The organism is Agromyces aureus, from assembly GCF_001660485.1.
Taxonomy (GTDB): domain Bacteria; phylum Actinomycetota; class Actinomycetes; order Actinomycetales; family Microbacteriaceae; genus Agromyces; species Agromyces aureus.
This window is the reverse complement of sequence record NZ_CP013979.1, coordinates 2165708-2181337: the sequence shown is the minus strand read 5'-3', so window position 1 is coordinate 2181337 and position 15630 is coordinate 2165708. Positions and strand designations below refer to the sequence as shown.

General features: G+C 70.0%; 14 protein-coding genes. All 14 read right to left on the bottom strand.

Features of this window, described 5'->3' with window-relative positions:
* Window positions 1-59: 59 nt before the first annotated feature.
* A complete protein-coding gene (locus tag ATC03_RS09635) occupies window positions 60-1517 on the bottom strand; it encodes a glutamate synthase subunit beta (protein WP_067876145.1) in 1458 nt (485 codons plus the stop codon).
* The gene (gene gltB / locus ATC03_RS09630) at window positions 1510-6036 is read right to left on the bottom strand and encodes a glutamate synthase large subunit (protein WP_084003408.1); all 4527 of its coding nucleotides are present in this window, start codon (window positions 6034-6036) and stop codon (window positions 1510-1512) included. The genes ATC03_RS09635 and gltB overlap by 8 nt, the downstream gene beginning before the upstream one ends.
* 160 nt (window positions 6037-6196) lie before the next feature.
* On the bottom strand, window positions 6197-7192 hold the full coding sequence (gene lgt / locus ATC03_RS09625) for a prolipoprotein diacylglyceryl transferase (protein WP_067876138.1): 996 nt from the start codon (window positions 7190-7192) through the stop codon (window positions 6197-6199).
* A 56-nt stretch (window positions 7193-7248) separates the two neighbouring features.
* Window positions 7249-8034 carry a tryptophan synthase subunit alpha gene (trpA, locus tag ATC03_RS09620; RefSeq protein ID WP_067876136.1) on the bottom strand — a complete coding sequence of 262 codons (786 nt, stop codon included), beginning with the start codon at window positions 8032-8034 and terminating at the stop codon, window positions 7249-7251.
* Window positions 8031-9239, bottom strand: coding sequence for a tryptophan synthase subunit beta (trpB, locus tag ATC03_RS09615; RefSeq protein WP_067876133.1), 1209 nt, complete (start codon window positions 9237-9239; stop codon window positions 8031-8033). Before trpB ends, trpA begins: the two co-directional genes overlap by 4 nt.
* 1 nt (window position 9240) lies before the next feature.
* A complete protein-coding gene (trpC, locus tag ATC03_RS09610) occupies window positions 9241-10011 on the bottom strand; it encodes an indole-3-glycerol phosphate synthase TrpC (protein WP_067876131.1) in 771 nt (256 codons plus the stop codon).
* Window positions 10012-10014: 3 nt separating this feature from the next.
* Window positions 10015-10245, bottom strand: coding sequence for a DUF6704 family protein (locus ATC03_RS09605; protein ID WP_067876129.1), 231 nt, complete (start codon window positions 10243-10245; stop codon window positions 10015-10017).
* A 34-nt stretch (window positions 10246-10279) separates the two neighbouring features.
* Window positions 10280-11038, bottom strand: coding sequence for a Trp biosynthesis-associated membrane protein (locus ATC03_RS09600; RefSeq protein WP_067876126.1), 759 nt, complete (start codon window positions 11036-11038; stop codon window positions 10280-10282).
* The gene (locus tag ATC03_RS09595; RefSeq protein WP_067876123.1) at window positions 11035-12561 is read right to left on the bottom strand and encodes an anthranilate synthase component I; all 1527 of its coding nucleotides are present in this window, start codon (window positions 12559-12561) and stop codon (window positions 11035-11037) included. Before ATC03_RS09595 ends, ATC03_RS09600 begins: the two co-directional genes overlap by 4 nt.
* Before the next feature lie 12 nt (window positions 12562-12573).
* Entirely contained in the window at window positions 12574-12939 is a 366-nt protein-coding gene (gene hisI, locus ATC03_RS09590; RefSeq protein ID WP_067876120.1) for a phosphoribosyl-AMP cyclohydrolase, read from the bottom strand.
* Entirely contained in the window at window positions 12936-13697 is a 762-nt protein-coding gene (hisF, locus tag ATC03_RS09585; RefSeq protein WP_067876115.1) for an imidazole glycerol phosphate synthase subunit HisF, read from the bottom strand. Before hisF ends, hisI begins: the two co-directional genes overlap by 4 nt.
* 7 nt (window positions 13698-13704) lie before the next feature.
* On the bottom strand, window positions 13705-14562 hold the full coding sequence (hisG, locus tag ATC03_RS09580; protein ID WP_067876113.1) for an ATP phosphoribosyltransferase: 858 nt from the start codon (window positions 14560-14562) through the stop codon (window positions 13705-13707).
* A gap of 44 nt (window positions 14563-14606) precedes the next feature.
* Window positions 14607-14870 (bottom strand): phosphoribosyl-ATP diphosphatase, encoded by a 264-nt coding sequence (locus ATC03_RS09575; RefSeq protein WP_055857598.1) that lies wholly within the window; start codon window positions 14868-14870, stop codon window positions 14607-14609.
* Window positions 14867-15562 (bottom strand): ribulose-phosphate 3-epimerase, encoded by a 696-nt coding sequence (rpe, locus tag ATC03_RS09570; RefSeq protein ID WP_067876110.1) that lies wholly within the window; start codon window positions 15560-15562, stop codon window positions 14867-14869. Before rpe ends, ATC03_RS09575 begins: the two co-directional genes overlap by 4 nt.
* Between the last annotated feature and the right edge of the window lie 68 nt (window positions 15563-15630).

Sequence of the window (15630 nt, the reverse complement as noted above, 5' to 3'; positions counted from 1 at the left end):
CTGTCTCCGCGCCGGGCGCGGGGTTTGATTTCGGGTGACGCGCCGTCGGCGCGACGTGGTCAGATGGCGAACGCGCGAGCGGTCGCCGACACGGGACTCGGCAGGTCGGTCTTGCCTTCAAGGTACCGGTCGACGGCGGATGCCGCAGCACGGCCTTCGGCGATCGCCCACACGATGAGCGACTGCCCTCGCCCGGCGTCGCCGGCCACGTAGACACCCGGGACGGAGGTCGCGTAGTCGGCGCTGCGGGCGAAGTTGCCGCGAGGATCGGCGGGCAGCGCGAGCTGCTCGTCGGTCAGTGCGGTCTCGGGTCCGGTGAAGCCGAGCGCGAGCAGCACGAGGTCGGCGGGGAGCTCGCGCTCCGTGCCGGCCTTCGGCACGCGACGGCCGTCGACGAACTCGGTCTCGGCGATGCGGATGGCCCGCAGCTCGCCGTTCTCGTTCGAGAGGAACTCGACGGTCGAGGCGAGGTAGTGGCGCTCGCCGCCCTCTTCGTGGGCGCTCTGCATCTCGAACAGCGTCGGATGCAGGGGCCACGGCTGGTGGTCGGGACGGCTGTCTCCGGGCTGCTTGCCGATCGCGAGGTTCGTCACGGAGAGCGCGCCCTGGCGGTGGGCGGTGCCGATGCAGTCGGCACCGGTGTCACCGCCGCCGAGCACGATCACGTGCTTGCCCTCGGCGGAGATCTGGTCGTAGACCTGATCGCCGGCGACGGCGCGGTTCGACTGCGTCAGGTACTCCATGGCGAAGTGCACGCCGGGCAGTTCCCGCCCGGGGATGGGGAGGTCGCGCGGCACCATCGCGCCCGTGGCGACCACGACGGCGTCGTAGCGCTCGCGGAGCTGCGCCCACGTGATGTCCACGCCGATGTCGACGCCCGCACGGAAGCGGGTGCCCTCGGCGGTCATCTGCGCGATGCGCTGATCGATGTGCTTCTTCTCCATCTTGAAGTCGGGGATGCCGTAGCGCAGCAGACCGCCGATGCGGTCGTCGCGCTCGTACACCGCGACCGTGTGGCCGGCACGCGTGAGCTGCTGGGCGGCGGCGAGGCCGGCGGGGCCTGAGCCGACGACCGCGACGGTCTTGCCCGTGAGGCGCCCGGGCGGCTGCGGCTGGACCCAGCCGCTGCCGAACGCCTGGTCGATGATCGAGACCTCGACCTGCTTGATGGTGACCGCGGGCTGGTTGATGCCGAGCACGCACGACGACTCGCACGGAGCCGGGCAGAGCCGTCCGGTGAACTCGGGGAAGTTGTTCGTCGCGTGCAGGCGTTCGACGGCGGCGCGGCCTTCGCCGCGGTACATGAGGTCGTTCCACTCCGGGATCAGGTTGCCGAGCGGGCAGCCCTGGTGGCAGAACGGGATGCCGCAGTCCATGCAGCGCCCGGCCTGACGGCGGAGCTGGGCGGGGTCGCCCTGCTCGTAGACCTCTTTGAAGTCCATGATGCGCACCGGCACGGGACGCCGCTTCGGCAGCTCGCGCTCGGTGACCTTCAGAAAGCCCTTCGGGTCAGCCACCCGTCACCTCCAGGATTCGAGTCCAGACCACGTCGCCGTCGGGGTCGAGCCCCTCGTCGACCGCGTTCTGGCGGGTGCGGAGCACTGCGGCGTAGTCGCGCGGCAGCACCTTGGTGAAACGTTCGAACGCGGCATCCCCTGCAGCGAGCAGGTCGGCAGCCACCGTCGAATCGGTGTTGGCGACGTGCTGCTCGAGCAGGTCGCGGACGATCTCGCAGTCGGCGCTGCCGAGGGGGTGCAGTTCGAGTTCGCCGGTCTTCAGCGCTTCGATGTTCACCCGCTCGGAACGGAGATCGTGCACGTACGCCGTGCCACCCGACATGCCGGCGCCGAGGTTTCGCCCGGTGTCGCCGAGGATGAGCGCGAGTCCGCCGGTCATGTACTCGAGCGCGTGGTCGCCCACGCCCTCGACCACCGCGGTTGCGCCGGAGTTGCGCACGAGGAACCGTTCGCCCACGATGCCGCGGATGAACATGCTGCCCCGCGTCGCGCCGTAGCCGATGACGTTGCCGGCGATGACGTTGCGTTCGGCGGCGAATCCGCTGTCGCGTGCGGGACGCACGACGATCTGTCCGCCCGAGAGCCCCTTGCCGACGTAGTCGTTCGAGTCGCCCTCGAGTCGCAGCGTGATGCCGCTCGGCAGGAACGCGCCGAGGCTCTGGCCGGCCGAACCGGTGAGCGTGACGTCGATCGAGCCCGTCGGCAGTCCGTGCTCGCCGTGGCGCACGGTGACTTCGTGTCCGAGCATGGTGCCGACGGCGCGCTCGGTGTTCTTCACGGGCAGCTCGATCTCGACCGTGCCGCCGTCTTCGAGCACGAGCTCGCTGCGACGAATGAGTTCGTTGTCGAAGTGCCGGTCGAGCTCGTGGTCCTGCGCGCGGAGGTTGCGACGCGGGTCGGAGTCCGAGAAGTCGGGGCCGACGAGCACGGGGGTCAGGTCGAGGCCGGAGGCCTTCCAGTGGTCGAGCGCACGATCGATGTCGAGCAGCTCCCGGCGCCCGATGATCTCGTCGAGCGACCGGTATCCGAGCTCGGCGAGGTACTCGCGCACCTCCTGGGCAATGAACTCGAAGAAGTTCACGACGAACTCGGGCTTGCCGGTGAACCGCTTGCGGAGCTCGGGGTTCTGCGTCGCGACGCCGACCGGGCAGGTGTCGAGGTGGCAGACGCGCATCATGACGCACCCCTGCACGACGAGCGGCGCCGTCGCGAAGCCGAACTCCTCGGCGCCGAGCAGCGCGCCGATGATGACGTCGCGACCGGTCTTCAGCTGTCCGTCGACCTGCACCACGACGCGGTCGCGCATGGCGTTCAGCATCAGGGTCTGCTGGGTCTCGGCGAGGCCGAGCTCCCACGGAGTGCCGGCGTGCTTCAGGGAATTGAGCGGGCTCGCGCCCGTTCCGCCGTCGTGGCCCGAGACGAGGATCACGTCGGCCAGCGCCTTCGCGGTGCCTGCGGCCACCGCACCGATGCCCGACTGGCTCACGAGCTTGACGTGCACGCGGGCGTTCGGGTTCGCACGCTTCAGGTCGAAGATCAGCTGCTTGAGGTCTTCGATCGAGTAGATGTCGTGGTGCGGAGGCGGCGAGATGAGGCCGACGCCCGCCGTCGCGTGACGGGTTCGCGCGACCCACGGGTACACCTTCGTGGGAGGCAGCTGACCGCCTTCGCCGGGCTTCGCGCCCTGAGCGAGCTTGATCTGGATGTCGTCGGCGTGCGTGAGGTACATGCTCGTGACGCCGAAACGGCCGGACGCGACCTGCTTGATCGCACTGCGACGCTCGGGGTCGAGCAGGCGCTCGACGTCTTCGCCGCCCTCTCCGGTGTTCGACTTCGCGCCGAGTCGGTTCATCGCGATCGCGAGCGACTCGTGCGCCTCCTTCGAGATCGAGCCGTAGCTCATCGCACCCGTCGAGAACCGCTTGACGATGGACTCGACCGACTCGACCTCATCGATCGGCACGGCCGGGCGTGTGCCGTTGCGGAGCGCGAACAGACCGCGGAGGGTCATCAGCTCCTCTGCCTGGGAGTCGACGAGCGACGTGTACTCGCGGAACACGTCGTAGCGACGGTTGCGAGTCGAGTGCTGGAGACGGAACACGGTCTCGGGGTTGAAGAGGTGCGGCGAACCGTCGCGGCGCCACTGGTACTCGCCGCCGGTGGAGAGCCGCTCGTGCGCACGAACCGCGGCGTCCTCGGGGTAGGCCGCGCGATGACGGGAGAGGTTCTCGGCCGCCACGACGTCGATGCCGACGCCGCCCAGCTTCGAGACCGTGCCCGTGAAGTACTCGGCGATGAAGTCCTGGGCGAGGCCGATCGCTTCGAACGCCTGAGCGCCCGCGTACGACGAGATCGTCGAGATGCCCATCTTCGACATGATCTTCAGCACGCCCTTGCCGAGCGCGTAGATCACGTTGCGAACCGCCTTCTCGGGCGTGATCCCCGTGATGACGCCGGAGCGCACGAGATCTTCGCAGGTCTCCATCGCCAGGTAGGGGTTCACCGCTGAGGCGCCGAAGCCCACGAGGAGTGCGACGTGGTGCACCTCTCGCACGTCGCCGGCCTCGACCACGAGGCCGACCTCCATGCGCGTCTCGGAGCGGATGAGGTGGTGGTGCACGGCCGAGAGCATGAGCAGCGACGGGATCGGCGCGAGTTCGGCCGTCGAGTCGCGGTCGCTGAGCACGACGAACCGCGCACCCTCGGCGATGGCCTGGTCTACCTCGACGCAGAGCTCGTCGAGTCGCGCACGCATGGCCTCGGGGCCGTCGTCGACCCGGTAGAGGCCCTTCAGGGTGATCGTGGTGCGCGCGCCGCCCTCGCGGGGGTCGATGTGCACGATCTTCGCGAGTTCGTCGTTGTCGATCACGGGGAAGTCGAGCGAGACCTGGCGCGCGTGGTCGGCACCCTGCGCGAGCAGGTTGTGCTCGGGACCGAGCGACGTGCCGAGCGAGGTGACCACGGCTTCGCGGATCGAGTCGAGCGGCGGGTTCGTGACCTGCGCGAACTGCTGCGTGAAGTAGTCGAAGAGCAGGCGCGGACGCTGGGAGAGCACCGCCACCGGGGTGTCGGAGCCCATGGCACCGAGCGGTTCGGCTCCCGTGCGCGCCATCGGCGCGAGCAGGATCTTCACCTCTTCCTCGGTGTAGCCGAAGGTCCGCTGACGACGGTTGACGGATGCCGGCGGGTGCACGATGTGCTCGCGCTCGGGCAGGTCGGCGAGGCGGATGCGGCCTTCGTCGAGCCAGTCCGCCCACGGCGCGGAGGCCGCGAGGTCGGCCTTGATCTCGTCGTCCTCGATGAGGCGGCCGGCCTCGGTGTCGACGAGGAACATGCGTCCGGGCTGCAGACGCCCCTTGCGAACCACCTTCGAGGAGGCGACCTCGAGCACGCCGATCTCGCTCGCGAGCACGACCAGGCCGTCGTCGGTGACGACGTACCGGCCGGGGCGCAGTCCATTGCGGTCGAGCGTGGCGCCGACGAGCGAGCCGTCGGTGAAGACGATCGCGGCGGGGCCGTCCCACGGCTCCATGAGCATCGAGTGGTACTCGTAGAACGCGCGGCGCTCGGGCGAGATCTCGGTCTGGTTCTCCCAGGCCTCGGGCACCATCATCATGATCGCGTGCGGCAGGCTTCGACCCGCGAGCGTCAGGAGCTCGACGACCTCGTCGAACGAGGCCGAGTCGCTCGCGCCCGGCGTGACGATGGGCAGGATCGGGTCGAGGTCGCCGAGCAGCTCGGACTCGAGCTGCGACTGGCGCGCCCGCATCCAGTTGCGGTTGCCCTGGATGGTGTTGATCTCGCCGTTGTGCGCGATCATGCGGAACGGCTGCGCGAGCGGCCACGACGGGAACGTGTTCGTCGAGTACCGCGAGTGCACGAGCGCGAGCTTGGAGGCGAAGCGCTCGTCGGAGAGGTCGGGGTAGAACGGCTCGAGCTGCAGCGTCGTGACCATGCCCTTGTAGACCATGGTGCGGCACGAGAGCGACATGAAGTAGAGCTCGAGCTCTCGCTCCGCGCGCTTGCGCAGTCGGAACGCGAGCCGGTCCAGTGCGATGCCGGAGAGGCGGCGGCCCTGGTCGTCGACCGAGGCCGACCGCACGAAGAGCTGGTGCACGGCCGGCATGGCTGCACGCGCGAGCGTGCCGAGCTCCTCGGGGCGCACGGGGACCTCGCGCCAGGCGATGACGTCGAGGCCCTCGGACTCGGCGATCGCGCGAAGGCCCTGCTTGATCGTCGAGCGCAGGCTGGGGTCGATCGGGAGGAAGGCGTTGCCGACCGCGTACGAGCCCTCAGCGGGCAGCTCGGTGTCGACGACGGCACGCAGGAACTCGTCGGGGATCTGGGTGATGATGCCCGCACCGTCGCCGGTGCCGGCATCGGAGCCGATGGCGCCGCGGTGCTCGAGGTGGCGCAGCGCCTCGAGCGCCGTCGCGATGATGTCGTGACCTGCGGTGCCGCGAAGGGTAGCGACCATGGCGAGGCCGCAGGCGTCTTTCTCGAAGGCAGGGTCGTACATGCCCTGGGCGGCGGGGATCGAACCGAACCTCGCGAAGGGTGGAGTGAGCGACACGTGTGACCGTCCTCATCTACTAGGTGGCAGCGGGGGACGACATCGGCCCAGCGGAGAGTATGGCGACGCTAGGTGCGGCATCGCTTTGGAGAACGAGGCAGGGCGCCTATGGGGTGGTGGACCGGTGCGTGCTTGTGGCCGCGGTCTCGCCCTCGGTGTTCTCACTCTCGACCACGTTGTCGAGAGAGTCGGAGTCGGACTCAATGTCCGAGTCTAGCGCAGGGTCAGGACGCTTCCACTCACGGCCGGCGACGTAGGGCGTGGGCTCCGAGCCGGTGTGCCGGCGGTGCTGCACGATGAGCAGGATCACGCCGACGAGGATGGCGGCGAACGACGCCCACACGTTGGCCCGGATGCCGAGGAACATCTCGCTCGGGTCGAGTCGGATCGACTCGAGGAACGAGCGGCCGAGCCCGTACCAGATGAGGTACACGGCGAAGGCGCGGCCCCAGCGCATGTTGAACGAGCGCTCCAGCAGCAGGATGACGGCGACGCCCGCGAGGTTCCAGACGATCTCGTAGAGGAAGGTGGGGTGGAACAGCGTGCCGTCGGCGAGCCCGGCCGGGAAGGCGGCGTTGTCGGAGGAGATCTCGAGTCCCCACGGCAGGTCGGTGGGGGCGCCGAAGAGCTCGTGGTTGAACCAGTTGCCGAGTCGTCCGGCGGCCTGTGCCAGCAGCAGGCCGGGAGCGAGCGCGTCGGCGAAGGAGAGGAAGCGGATGCCGGTGAGGCGGCAGCCGATGAGCACACCGACCGCTCCGCCGAGGAGCGCGCCGTAGATGGCGTTGCCGCCCTCCCAGATGTTCCAGATCGCGCCGGGCTCGAACGGGTTCCAGATGTTGGCACCCTCGTAGAAGTAGTCGCCGGGGTGGGTGAGCACGTGGTAGAACCGGGCACCGATGATGCCGAGCGGCACGGCCCAGAGGGCGATGTCGAGGACGACTCCGGGCTCGGCACCGCGCTTGGTCAACCGTCGCGACGTGACGATGACCGCCAGGATGATGCCCACGAGGATGCAGATCGCGTACATGTGGATCGTGAACGGACCCACCTGGAAGGACTGCCACTCGGGACTCGGGCTGGGAATGCTCAGCGGTGCGATCACGCGGACTGCTGCCTTTCTTCGGTGGGTTCGGCCACTCGGGCCTCAGTCAGCGTACTTCAGTGCGAACGTGTGCCGCGTGCGAGGTCGGCGGCCAGCGCACCGGCAGCGGCGACGCCGCCCTCGGCCAGCGCCTTGACCAGTGCCGACCCGACGATCGCGCCCTGCGCGTACTCGAGCACCTCGGCCACCTGGGCGGCCGTGGAGATGCCGACGCCCACGCAGCTCGCCTCGGCGCCGGCCTCGCCCAGACGGGTGACCAGCGTGCGGGCGGCGGCGTCGACATCCGATCGGGCACCCGTGATGCCCATGGTCGAGACCGCGTAGACGAACCCGCGGCTCGCCTCGATCGTGCGCACGAGGCGCTCGTCGGTCGAGGTGGGAGCGGCCAGGAAGACGCGGTCGAGTCCCGTGCGCTCGGAGGCGGCGATCCAGTCGGCCCCCTCGTCGGGAATGAGGTCGGGGGTGATGAGGCCCGCTCCCCCGGCTGCGGCGAGGTCGTCGGCGAACCGGTCGACGCCGTACTGCACGACGGGGTTCCAGTAGGTCATGAGCAGCACCGGGGCGTCGACGCGCTCGGTGACCCGACGCACGGCCTCGAAGCCGTGCGAGAGCCGGAACCCGTTCGCGAGGGCCTGCTGGGTCGCGGCCTGGATGACCGGCCCGTCCATGACGGGGTCGGAGTACGGCAGGCCGAGCTCGAGCACGTCGACGCCGTTCTCGACCAGGGCGACCGCAGCTTCGACGCTCTCGTCGAGCGTGGGGAACCCGACGGGCAGGTAGCCGATGAGCGCGCCGTTCGCCTCGTCGTTGCGGCGACGGATGACGGGGGCGACCGTTCTCACTTGGCGTCCTCCTGGTCGTAGAGCTCGAAGTACTTCGCCGCGGTGTCCATGTCCTTGTCGCCACGACCGGAGAGGTTCACGAGGATGGTCGCGTCGGGGCCGAGCTCCCGACCGAGCTCGAGCGCGCCGGCGAGGGCGTGCGCGGATTCGATGGCGGGGATGATGCCCTCGGTGCGCGTGAGCAGGCGGAGCGCCTGCATGGCGGCATCGTCGGTCACGGGTCGGTACTCGGCGCGGCCGATCGCCGAGAGCCACGAGTGCTCCGGGCCGACGCCCGGGTAGTCGAGGCCGGCCGAGATCGAGTGCGACTCGATGGTCTGGCCGTCGTCGTCCTGCAGCATGTAGCTGCGCGCGCCGTGCAGGACGCCCGGGCGGCCCTTGCTGATGGTCGCGGCATGCCGGGGCGTGTCGACGCCCTCGCCACCGGCCTCGAAGCCGACGATCTTCACGTCGGTGTCGTCGAGGAAGGCGTGGAAGAGCCCGATGGCGTTCGAGCCGCCGCCGACGCAGGCGACGACGGCGGTCGGCAGCTCGCCGGTGAGGTCGAGCACCTGCTGGCGCGCCTCTTCGCCGATGATCTTCTGGAAGTCGCGCACCATCTCGGGGAACGGATGGGGGCCGGCGACCGTGCCGAAGATGTAGTTGGTGGTCTCGACGTTCGTGACCCAGTCGCGCATCGCGTCGTTGATCGCGTCCTTCAGGGTGCGCGACCCGGTCTTGACGGCGATGACCTCGGCGCCGAGCAGGCGCATACGCGCCACGTTCAACGCCTGGCGCTCGGTGTCGACCTCGCCCATGTAGATCGTGCAGTCGAGGTCGAACAGCGCGGCCGCCGTGGCGGTGGCGACGCCGTGCTGGCCCGCACCGGTCTCGGCGATCACGCGCGTCTTGCCGATGCGCTTGGTGAGCAGGGCCTGCCCCAGCACGTTGTTGATCTTGTGCGAGCCGGTGTGGTTCAGGTCTTCGCGCTTCAGGATGATGCGCGCATCTCCGGCGTGCTTCGCGAAGCGCGGCACCTCGGTGATGATCGACGGGCGACCCGTGTAGCTGCGACCGAGTTCGGCGAGCTCCTCGGCGAACGCCGGATCGAGCTTCGCGAGGTCGTACGCCTCGCCGAGCTGATCGAGGGCGGCGATGAGGGATTCGGGCACGAAGCGCCCACCGAAGTCGCCGAAGTACGGACCGGTCTGCGCTCTGAGCGCCATGTCACACCGCCAGGAAAGCTGAGAGGTTGGCCATCGGGTCGCCCGTGACGAGCGCCTCGCCCACGAGGACGACGTCGGCGCCGCCCGCACGGTAGTGCGCGACATCCGCCGCGGAGAGCACCGCGGACTCGGCGACGCGGATGGCATCTGAGGGGAATCGGTCGGCGAGCCGCCCGAAGAGGTCGCGATCGAGCTCGAAGGTCGAGAGGTCGCGGGCGTTGACGCCGATGAGGCGCGCGCCCACCGCCTTCGCACGCTCGAGCTCGTCGGCCGAGTGGGTCTCGACCAGCGGCGTCATGCCGAGCGAGGTGATGAGCTCGAACAGCTCCTGAAGCATGGCGTCGTCGAGGGCCGCGACGATGAGCAGCACCAGGTCGGCACCGGCCGCCCGGGCCTCGAACACCTGGTACGGCGTCGCGATGAAGTCCTTGCGGAGCACGGGGATCGACACGGCCGCGCGAACGGCCTCGAGGTCGTCGAGCGAGCCCTTGAACTTGCGGCCCTCGGTGAGCACGCTGATCGCGCTCGCGCCGCCGAGTTCGTAGATCCGTGCGAGTTCGGCCGGATCCTCGATGCTCGCGAGGGAACCGCGCGACGGGCTCGCTCGCTTGATCTCGGCGATGACCTTCACGTGCGAGGCGGGCCGGAGCACCGTCAGCGCGTCGAGGGCGGGCGCACGATCGATCGCGGCACGCTCGACGAGGTCGAGCGACCGGTGCTCACGGCGCGCGAGAGCGTCGGCGACGGAGTTCGCCGTCAGATCGGCGAGCACGCGTCAGTGCGCCTTCGCAGCGACCTTGTCGCCGCCGACGCCGTAGCCGGAGCGCGCGAGCAGCCAGCCGACGAGCAGTCCGACCAGGACGATGCCGGCCGAGGCCCAGACCAGCCACACGACCTCGAACCAGAAGGCGAAGGTGCCCATCGTGAAGCCGACGAGCATGATGACGACGGCGGTCCATGCCGCGGGCGAGTGTCCGTGGCCGGGCTCTGCGGTCTCAGTGCTCATGTTGCTCCTTCGTGCTGTGGGGTTCGCCGCAAGTCTAGCGGCTGGGTTCGGTCGGGCTCTCACGCCCGTCGCGGTCGGCATCCTTGGCTGATGCCTCGGAGAGCTCGTCGGTGGGGTCGTCGCCGCGGCTGAGCTCGTCCCACGCGTCGACGGCCCGGTCGGAGGCCCGGCGTCGGGCATCGGTCTCGGGCAGGGCGCGCTCCGCGTCGGAGGATGTCTCAGCAGCAGCACCGTCGGCGCCGTCGGCGATGCCGTGACCGCCGTCGGCCTCGGCGAGCCGCGTGGTCGAGTAGCGGCGCGACGAGCCGGGCCACCGCGAGCCGGTCACGAGGGCGGCGATCGCCGCGAGCAGGACGAGCACGCCGCCGACGACCGCGATCCATGGCCAGACGGTGGGGTCGACGGATGCCACGAGCTCCGCCGTCGGGTCGGCACCCGCGACGCCCGTCGCATCCGTCACGGAGGGCGCGACCGCCTTCACGGGGTCGCCGATCGCAAGGCCGCTGGCGAGCACGATCGAACCGCCGAGGAGCGCCTGGATCACCGCGAGGACGACGCGGATGAAGGGGCCGGCGATCGCGAGCGCCGCGACCATGGCGAGGCCCGCGAGCCCGAGCGCCGCGAGTGCCGGCGAGGCGACGCCTCCGCCCACCTCGATCGGTTCGCCGCCGCCCTGCGTCACCGGGTCGACGATGCGCAGTTCGAACCAGGTCTGGCTCCACGCGAGCAGGGCCAGCCCGGCGCCGACGAGCGCGACGAGCAGCGTGAGCGACTTCAGCCGCGAGCCGCTCACGGGATGCTCCGAAGGGCGTTCGCGATCGCGACGGCCCGCAGTGGCGCGGCGGCCTTGTTGCGCGATTCCTCGAACTCCGACTCGGCGACCGAGTCGGCCACGAGGCCGGCGCCGGCCTGCACGCGAGCGACTCCCCCGCTGATCGTGGCGGTGCGGATGGCGATCGCGAGGTCGGCGTCACCGCCGAAGCCGAAGTAGCCGACGACACCGCCGTAGAGACCGCGCTGGGCGGGCTCGAGCTCGTCGATGATCTCGAGCGCGCGCGGTTTCGGCGCGCCCGAGAGGGTGCCGGCCGGGAAGGTGGCCCGGAACACGTCGACGGCGTTCGCCTTCGGCGCGAGGTCGCCCTCGACCGAGGACACCAGGTGCATGATGTGGCTGAACCGCTCGACTCGCATGAACTCGGTCACCTCGACCGAACCGGCTCGGCACACCTTGGCGAGGTCGTTGCGCGCGAGGTCGACGAGCATGAGGTGCTCGGCCTGCTCCTTGGGGTCTGCGACCAGCTCGGCCTCGAACTCGGCGTCGGCCTCCGGCGTCGACCCGCGCGGCTTCGACCCGGCGATGGGGTGCGTGAACACGCGCCCCTGCTGCACCTTGACGAGCGCCTCGGGCGAGGACCCGACGATGTGGATCGGCTCGCCCGCGGCATCCGACACGTGCAGGAAGTACATGTACGGACTCGGGTTCAGCGTGCGGAGCACCCGGTAGACGTCGATGGGATCGGCCACGACCTCGTGGTCGAACCGCTGCGAGACGACGACCTGGAAGACGTCGCCCTCGCGGATGTACTCGCGCGAGCGCTCGACCGCGGCCAGGAACTCGGCCTGCTCGGTGCGATGCGTCGGCGTCGACGAGACGTCGAGGTCGATGATCGCGAGGTGCGCCTCGGAGGGTCGCGCGAGATCGCGCTGCATGCGGTCGAGCCGCTCCTGCGCGCCGACCCACATGGCGTCGGGCTCGTCGACGCCGTCGTTGAGCACGGATGCCACGAGCTGCACGGTGCCCGTGCGGTGATCGATGACCGCGAGCTCGGCGACGAAGCAGAACGCCTGGCCGGGCATCTCGAAGTCGGCCGGCGGCCGGTTCGGCAGGTGCTCGATCTGGCGGATCGCCTCCCAGCCGATGAACCCGACCAGCCCGCCCGTGAGGGGCGGTGCACCGGGCACGTCGTCTGAGCGCCAGCGCTCGTACAGCGATTCGAGTGCGGCGAGCGGCTCGAGCGCGGCGGCCTCGCCGAGCGCGCGGGCGGCGTCGAGTCCGAGGCCGTGGTCGTTCCACTGCACGCGCCCGTCGTGCTCGGCGAGGACGCCGTAGGACGAGACCCCGACGAACGAGTACCGCGACCAGATGCCGCCCTGCTCGGCGGACTCCAGCAGGAACGTGCCAGGGCGGTCGCGTGCGAGCTTGCGGTAGATGCCGACCGGCGTCTCTCCGTCGGCGAAGAGCTGCCGGACGACGGGCACGACGCGCCGACCGGGCAGCAGGGCCTGGAACTCGTCGAACGTGGTGGTGGCTGGCACGCGGGCTCCTCGTCAGTCGGCGGGCGGGAAGCCCTGGACGACCTCGAGCGGGTCGCCCACGAAACACGTGCGGGTGCCGGTGTGGCACGCGACGCCGATCTGCTCGACGGTCACGAGCAGCGTGTCGGCATCGCAATCGAGCGCGGCCGCGCGCACGTACTGCGCGTGGCCCGACGTGTCGCCCTTGCGCCAGTACTCCTGACGCGACCGGGACCAGAACGTCACGCGCCCCTCGGTGAGGGTGCGGCGCATCGCCTCGCGGTCCATCCACCCGAGCATGAGCACCTCGCCGGTGCCCTCTTGCTGGATGACCGCGGGCAGCAGCCCGTCGGCGTTGAACGTCGCCCGGTCGAGTGCGCCTTCGACAGCGTCGCTCATCGCACGATCCTTCCGTCTGCCGCGAGTGCGGCCTTCACCTCGCCGATGGTCAGCTCGGCATTGTGGAACACGGATGCCGCGAGCACCGCATCGGCGCCGACCGCGACGGCCGGTGCGAAGTGCTCGACCGCTCCGGCGCCCCCTGAGGCGATGACGGGCACGCTCGAGACCTCGTGCATGAGGGCGACGAGCTCGAGGTCGAATCCGGCCTTCGTGCCGTCGGCATCGATCGAGTTGACCAGCAACTCGCCCGCGCCGAGCTCGATCGCCGTTCGCGCCCACCAGAGCGCGTCGAAGTCGGTCTCGGTACGACCGCCGTGGGTCGTGACGACGAAGCCCGATTCGGTGCGCTCCGAGCGCTTCACATCGAGCGAGAGCACGAGCACCTGCGCGCCGAAGCGGTCGGCGATCTCACCGATGAGCGCGGGTCGGGCGATCGCGGCGCTGTTGACGCCGACCTTGTCGGCGCCGTGGCCGAGCAGTCGCGCGACATCGTCGTTCGAGCGGATGCCGCCGCCCACTGTGAGCGGGATGAACACCTGCTCGGCGACGCGCTGCACCATGTCGTACGTGGTCGATCGATCGTCGACCGTGGCCGTGACGTCGAGGAAGGTGAGCTCGTCGGCTCCCTGCTCGCCGTAACGGGCCGCGAGTTCGACGGGGTCGCCGGCGTCGCGGAGGTTCTCGAAGTTGACGCCCTTGACGACGCGGCCCGCCGCGACGTCGAGGCACGGGATCACACGGATCGCGAGCGACATCCGTGCCTCACAACCGCGCAGCGTGGATCGCGCTGACGAGGATCGCGCGCGCACCGATCGCGTAGAGCTCGTCCATGACGTGGTTCATGTCGACGCGCGGGATCATGACGCGCACCGCCACCCACTCGGGGTCGTGCAGCGGCGACACGGTCGGCGACTCGAACCCGGGTGCCGCAGCCGTCGCGCGCTCGAGGTGGGTGAGGGGCACGTCGTAGTCGAGCAGCACGTAGCGGCGCGCGACGAGCACGCCCTGCAGGCGTCGCACGAGGGTCGCCGTGCCGGGCTGCTCGTTCGGCGAGCTCACCAGCACGGCGCTGGACTCGAGGATCACCGGGCCGAAGATCGACAGGCCGGCCTTGCGGAGCGTCGTGCCGGTCTCGACGACGTCGGCGATCGCATCGGCGACGCCCAGGCGGACCGCCGATTCGACGGCCCCGTCGAGCGGCACGAGCGTGGCATCGACGCCCGCGTCGGCGAGGAACTTGCCGACCAGGCCGGCATAGCTCGTGGCCACGCGCACGCCCTGCAGGTCGGACAGTTCGCGGAATCGGTCGGCGTGCCCGGCGAACCGGAAGGTCGATCGCGCGAACTCGAGCTCGGCGGTCTCGGTCGCGACCGAACCGGAGTCGATCAGGAGATCGCGTCCGGTGATGCCGACGTCGAGCGCGCCCGACCCGACGTAGGTCGCGATGTCACGGGGCCGGAGGTAGAAGAATTCGACGCCGTTGCGGGCATCGACGACGTGGAGTTCCTTCGTGTCGCGACGGCCGCTGTAGCCCGCCTCGGCGAGCATGTCGGCGGCGGTCTCGGAGAGCGAGCCCTTGTTGGGCACGGCGATGCGCAGGAGCACTGGTGAATCGGTCATGAGGTGCTTTCGTTCGGAACGAGCAGTCGATGCAGAGGCGAACGTCAGAGATGTCGGTACACGTCGGCGGGTGAGAGGCCCTTCGCGAGCATCAGCACCTGCAGGTGGTAGAGCAGCTGCGAGATCTCCTCAGCAGCCTCGTCATCGGTCTGGTACTCGGCGGCCATCCACACCTCGGCCGCTTCCTCGACGATCTTCTTTCCGATGGCGTGCACGCCCGCATCGAGCTCGCGCACCGTGCCGGAACCCTCTGGGCGGGTGCGGGCCTTCTCGCTGAGCTCGACGAAGAGTTCGTCGAATGTCTTCACGACTTCAGACTACCGGTGCCCGGCTGCGCCCCATGCCGATGTGTCGCCGCGAGGTCGCGGAGCGCCGCGATGCGCTCGGCCGGCACCTCGGCCCCGAAGACCGCCGAGCCGGCGACGAAGGTGTCGGCGCCCGCCTCGGCGGCGATGCCGATCGTGTCGAGGGAGATGCCGCCGTCGACCTGCAGCCAGACGTCGAGTCCGGCCGCGCGCACGGCATCGGCCACTCGGCTGAGCTTGGGCATCGTCTCGCGCATGAACGACTGGCCGCCGAACCCGGGCTCGACCGTCATGACGAGCACCTGGTCGAACTCGGGCAGCAGGTCGAGGTAGGGCGCGGCATCCGTTCCGGGCTTCAGGGCGATGCCCGCCCGTGCGCCGATCTCGCGGAGGCGCCGTGCCAGCCGCACCGGCTCGTCGGTCGCCTCGGCGTGGAAGGTCACCGAGTACGCACCCAGTTCGGCGTAACCCGGAGCCCAGCGGTCGACATCCGAGATCATGAGGTGCACGTCGAGCGGGATCGGGCTGACGTCCTGCAGCCGACCCACCATCTGCGGGCCGAAGGTCAGGTTCGGCACGAAGTGGTTGTCCATGACGTCGACGTGCACGAGGTCGGCGCTCGCGATGCGCGCGAGCTCGGACTCGAGGTTCACGAAGTCGGCAGCGAGGATGCTCGGGTTGATCCGCGTCGTCATGCTGCCAGCCTAGCGAGGGGCCCGGACCCCGCCGGGCCGTGAGTCGTGGCGGTGGCTCGGACGGGCGT

What these genes read in the sequence shown, in the direction of transcription:
- ATC03_RS09605 (WP_067876129.1), bottom strand. Translation starts at nt 10,245, where the DNA reads ATGAGCACTGAGACCGCAGAGCCCGGCCACGGACACTCGCCCGCGGCA.
- hisG (WP_067876113.1), bottom strand. Translation starts at nt 14,562, where the DNA reads ATGACCGATTCACCAGTGCTCCTGCGCATCGCCGTGCCCAACAAGGGC.
- hisF (WP_067876115.1), bottom strand. Translation starts at nt 13,697, where the DNA reads ATGTCGCTCGCGATCCGTGTGATCCCGTGCCTCGACGTCGCGGCGGGC.
- trpB (WP_067876133.1), bottom strand. Translation starts at nt 9,239, where the DNA reads ATGGCGCTCAGAGCGCAGACCGGTCCGTACTTCGGCGACTTCGGTGGG.
- rpe (WP_067876110.1), bottom strand. Translation starts at nt 15,562, where the DNA reads ATGACGACGCGGATCAACCCGAGCATCCTCGCTGCCGACTTCGTGAAC.
- hisI (WP_067876120.1), bottom strand. Translation starts at nt 12,939, where the DNA reads ATGAGCGACGCTGTCGAAGGCGCACTCGACCGGGCGACGTTCAACGCC.
- gltB (WP_084003408.1), bottom strand. Translation starts at nt 6,036, where the DNA reads ATGTACGACCCTGCCTTCGAGAAAGACGCCTGCGGCCTCGCCATGGTC.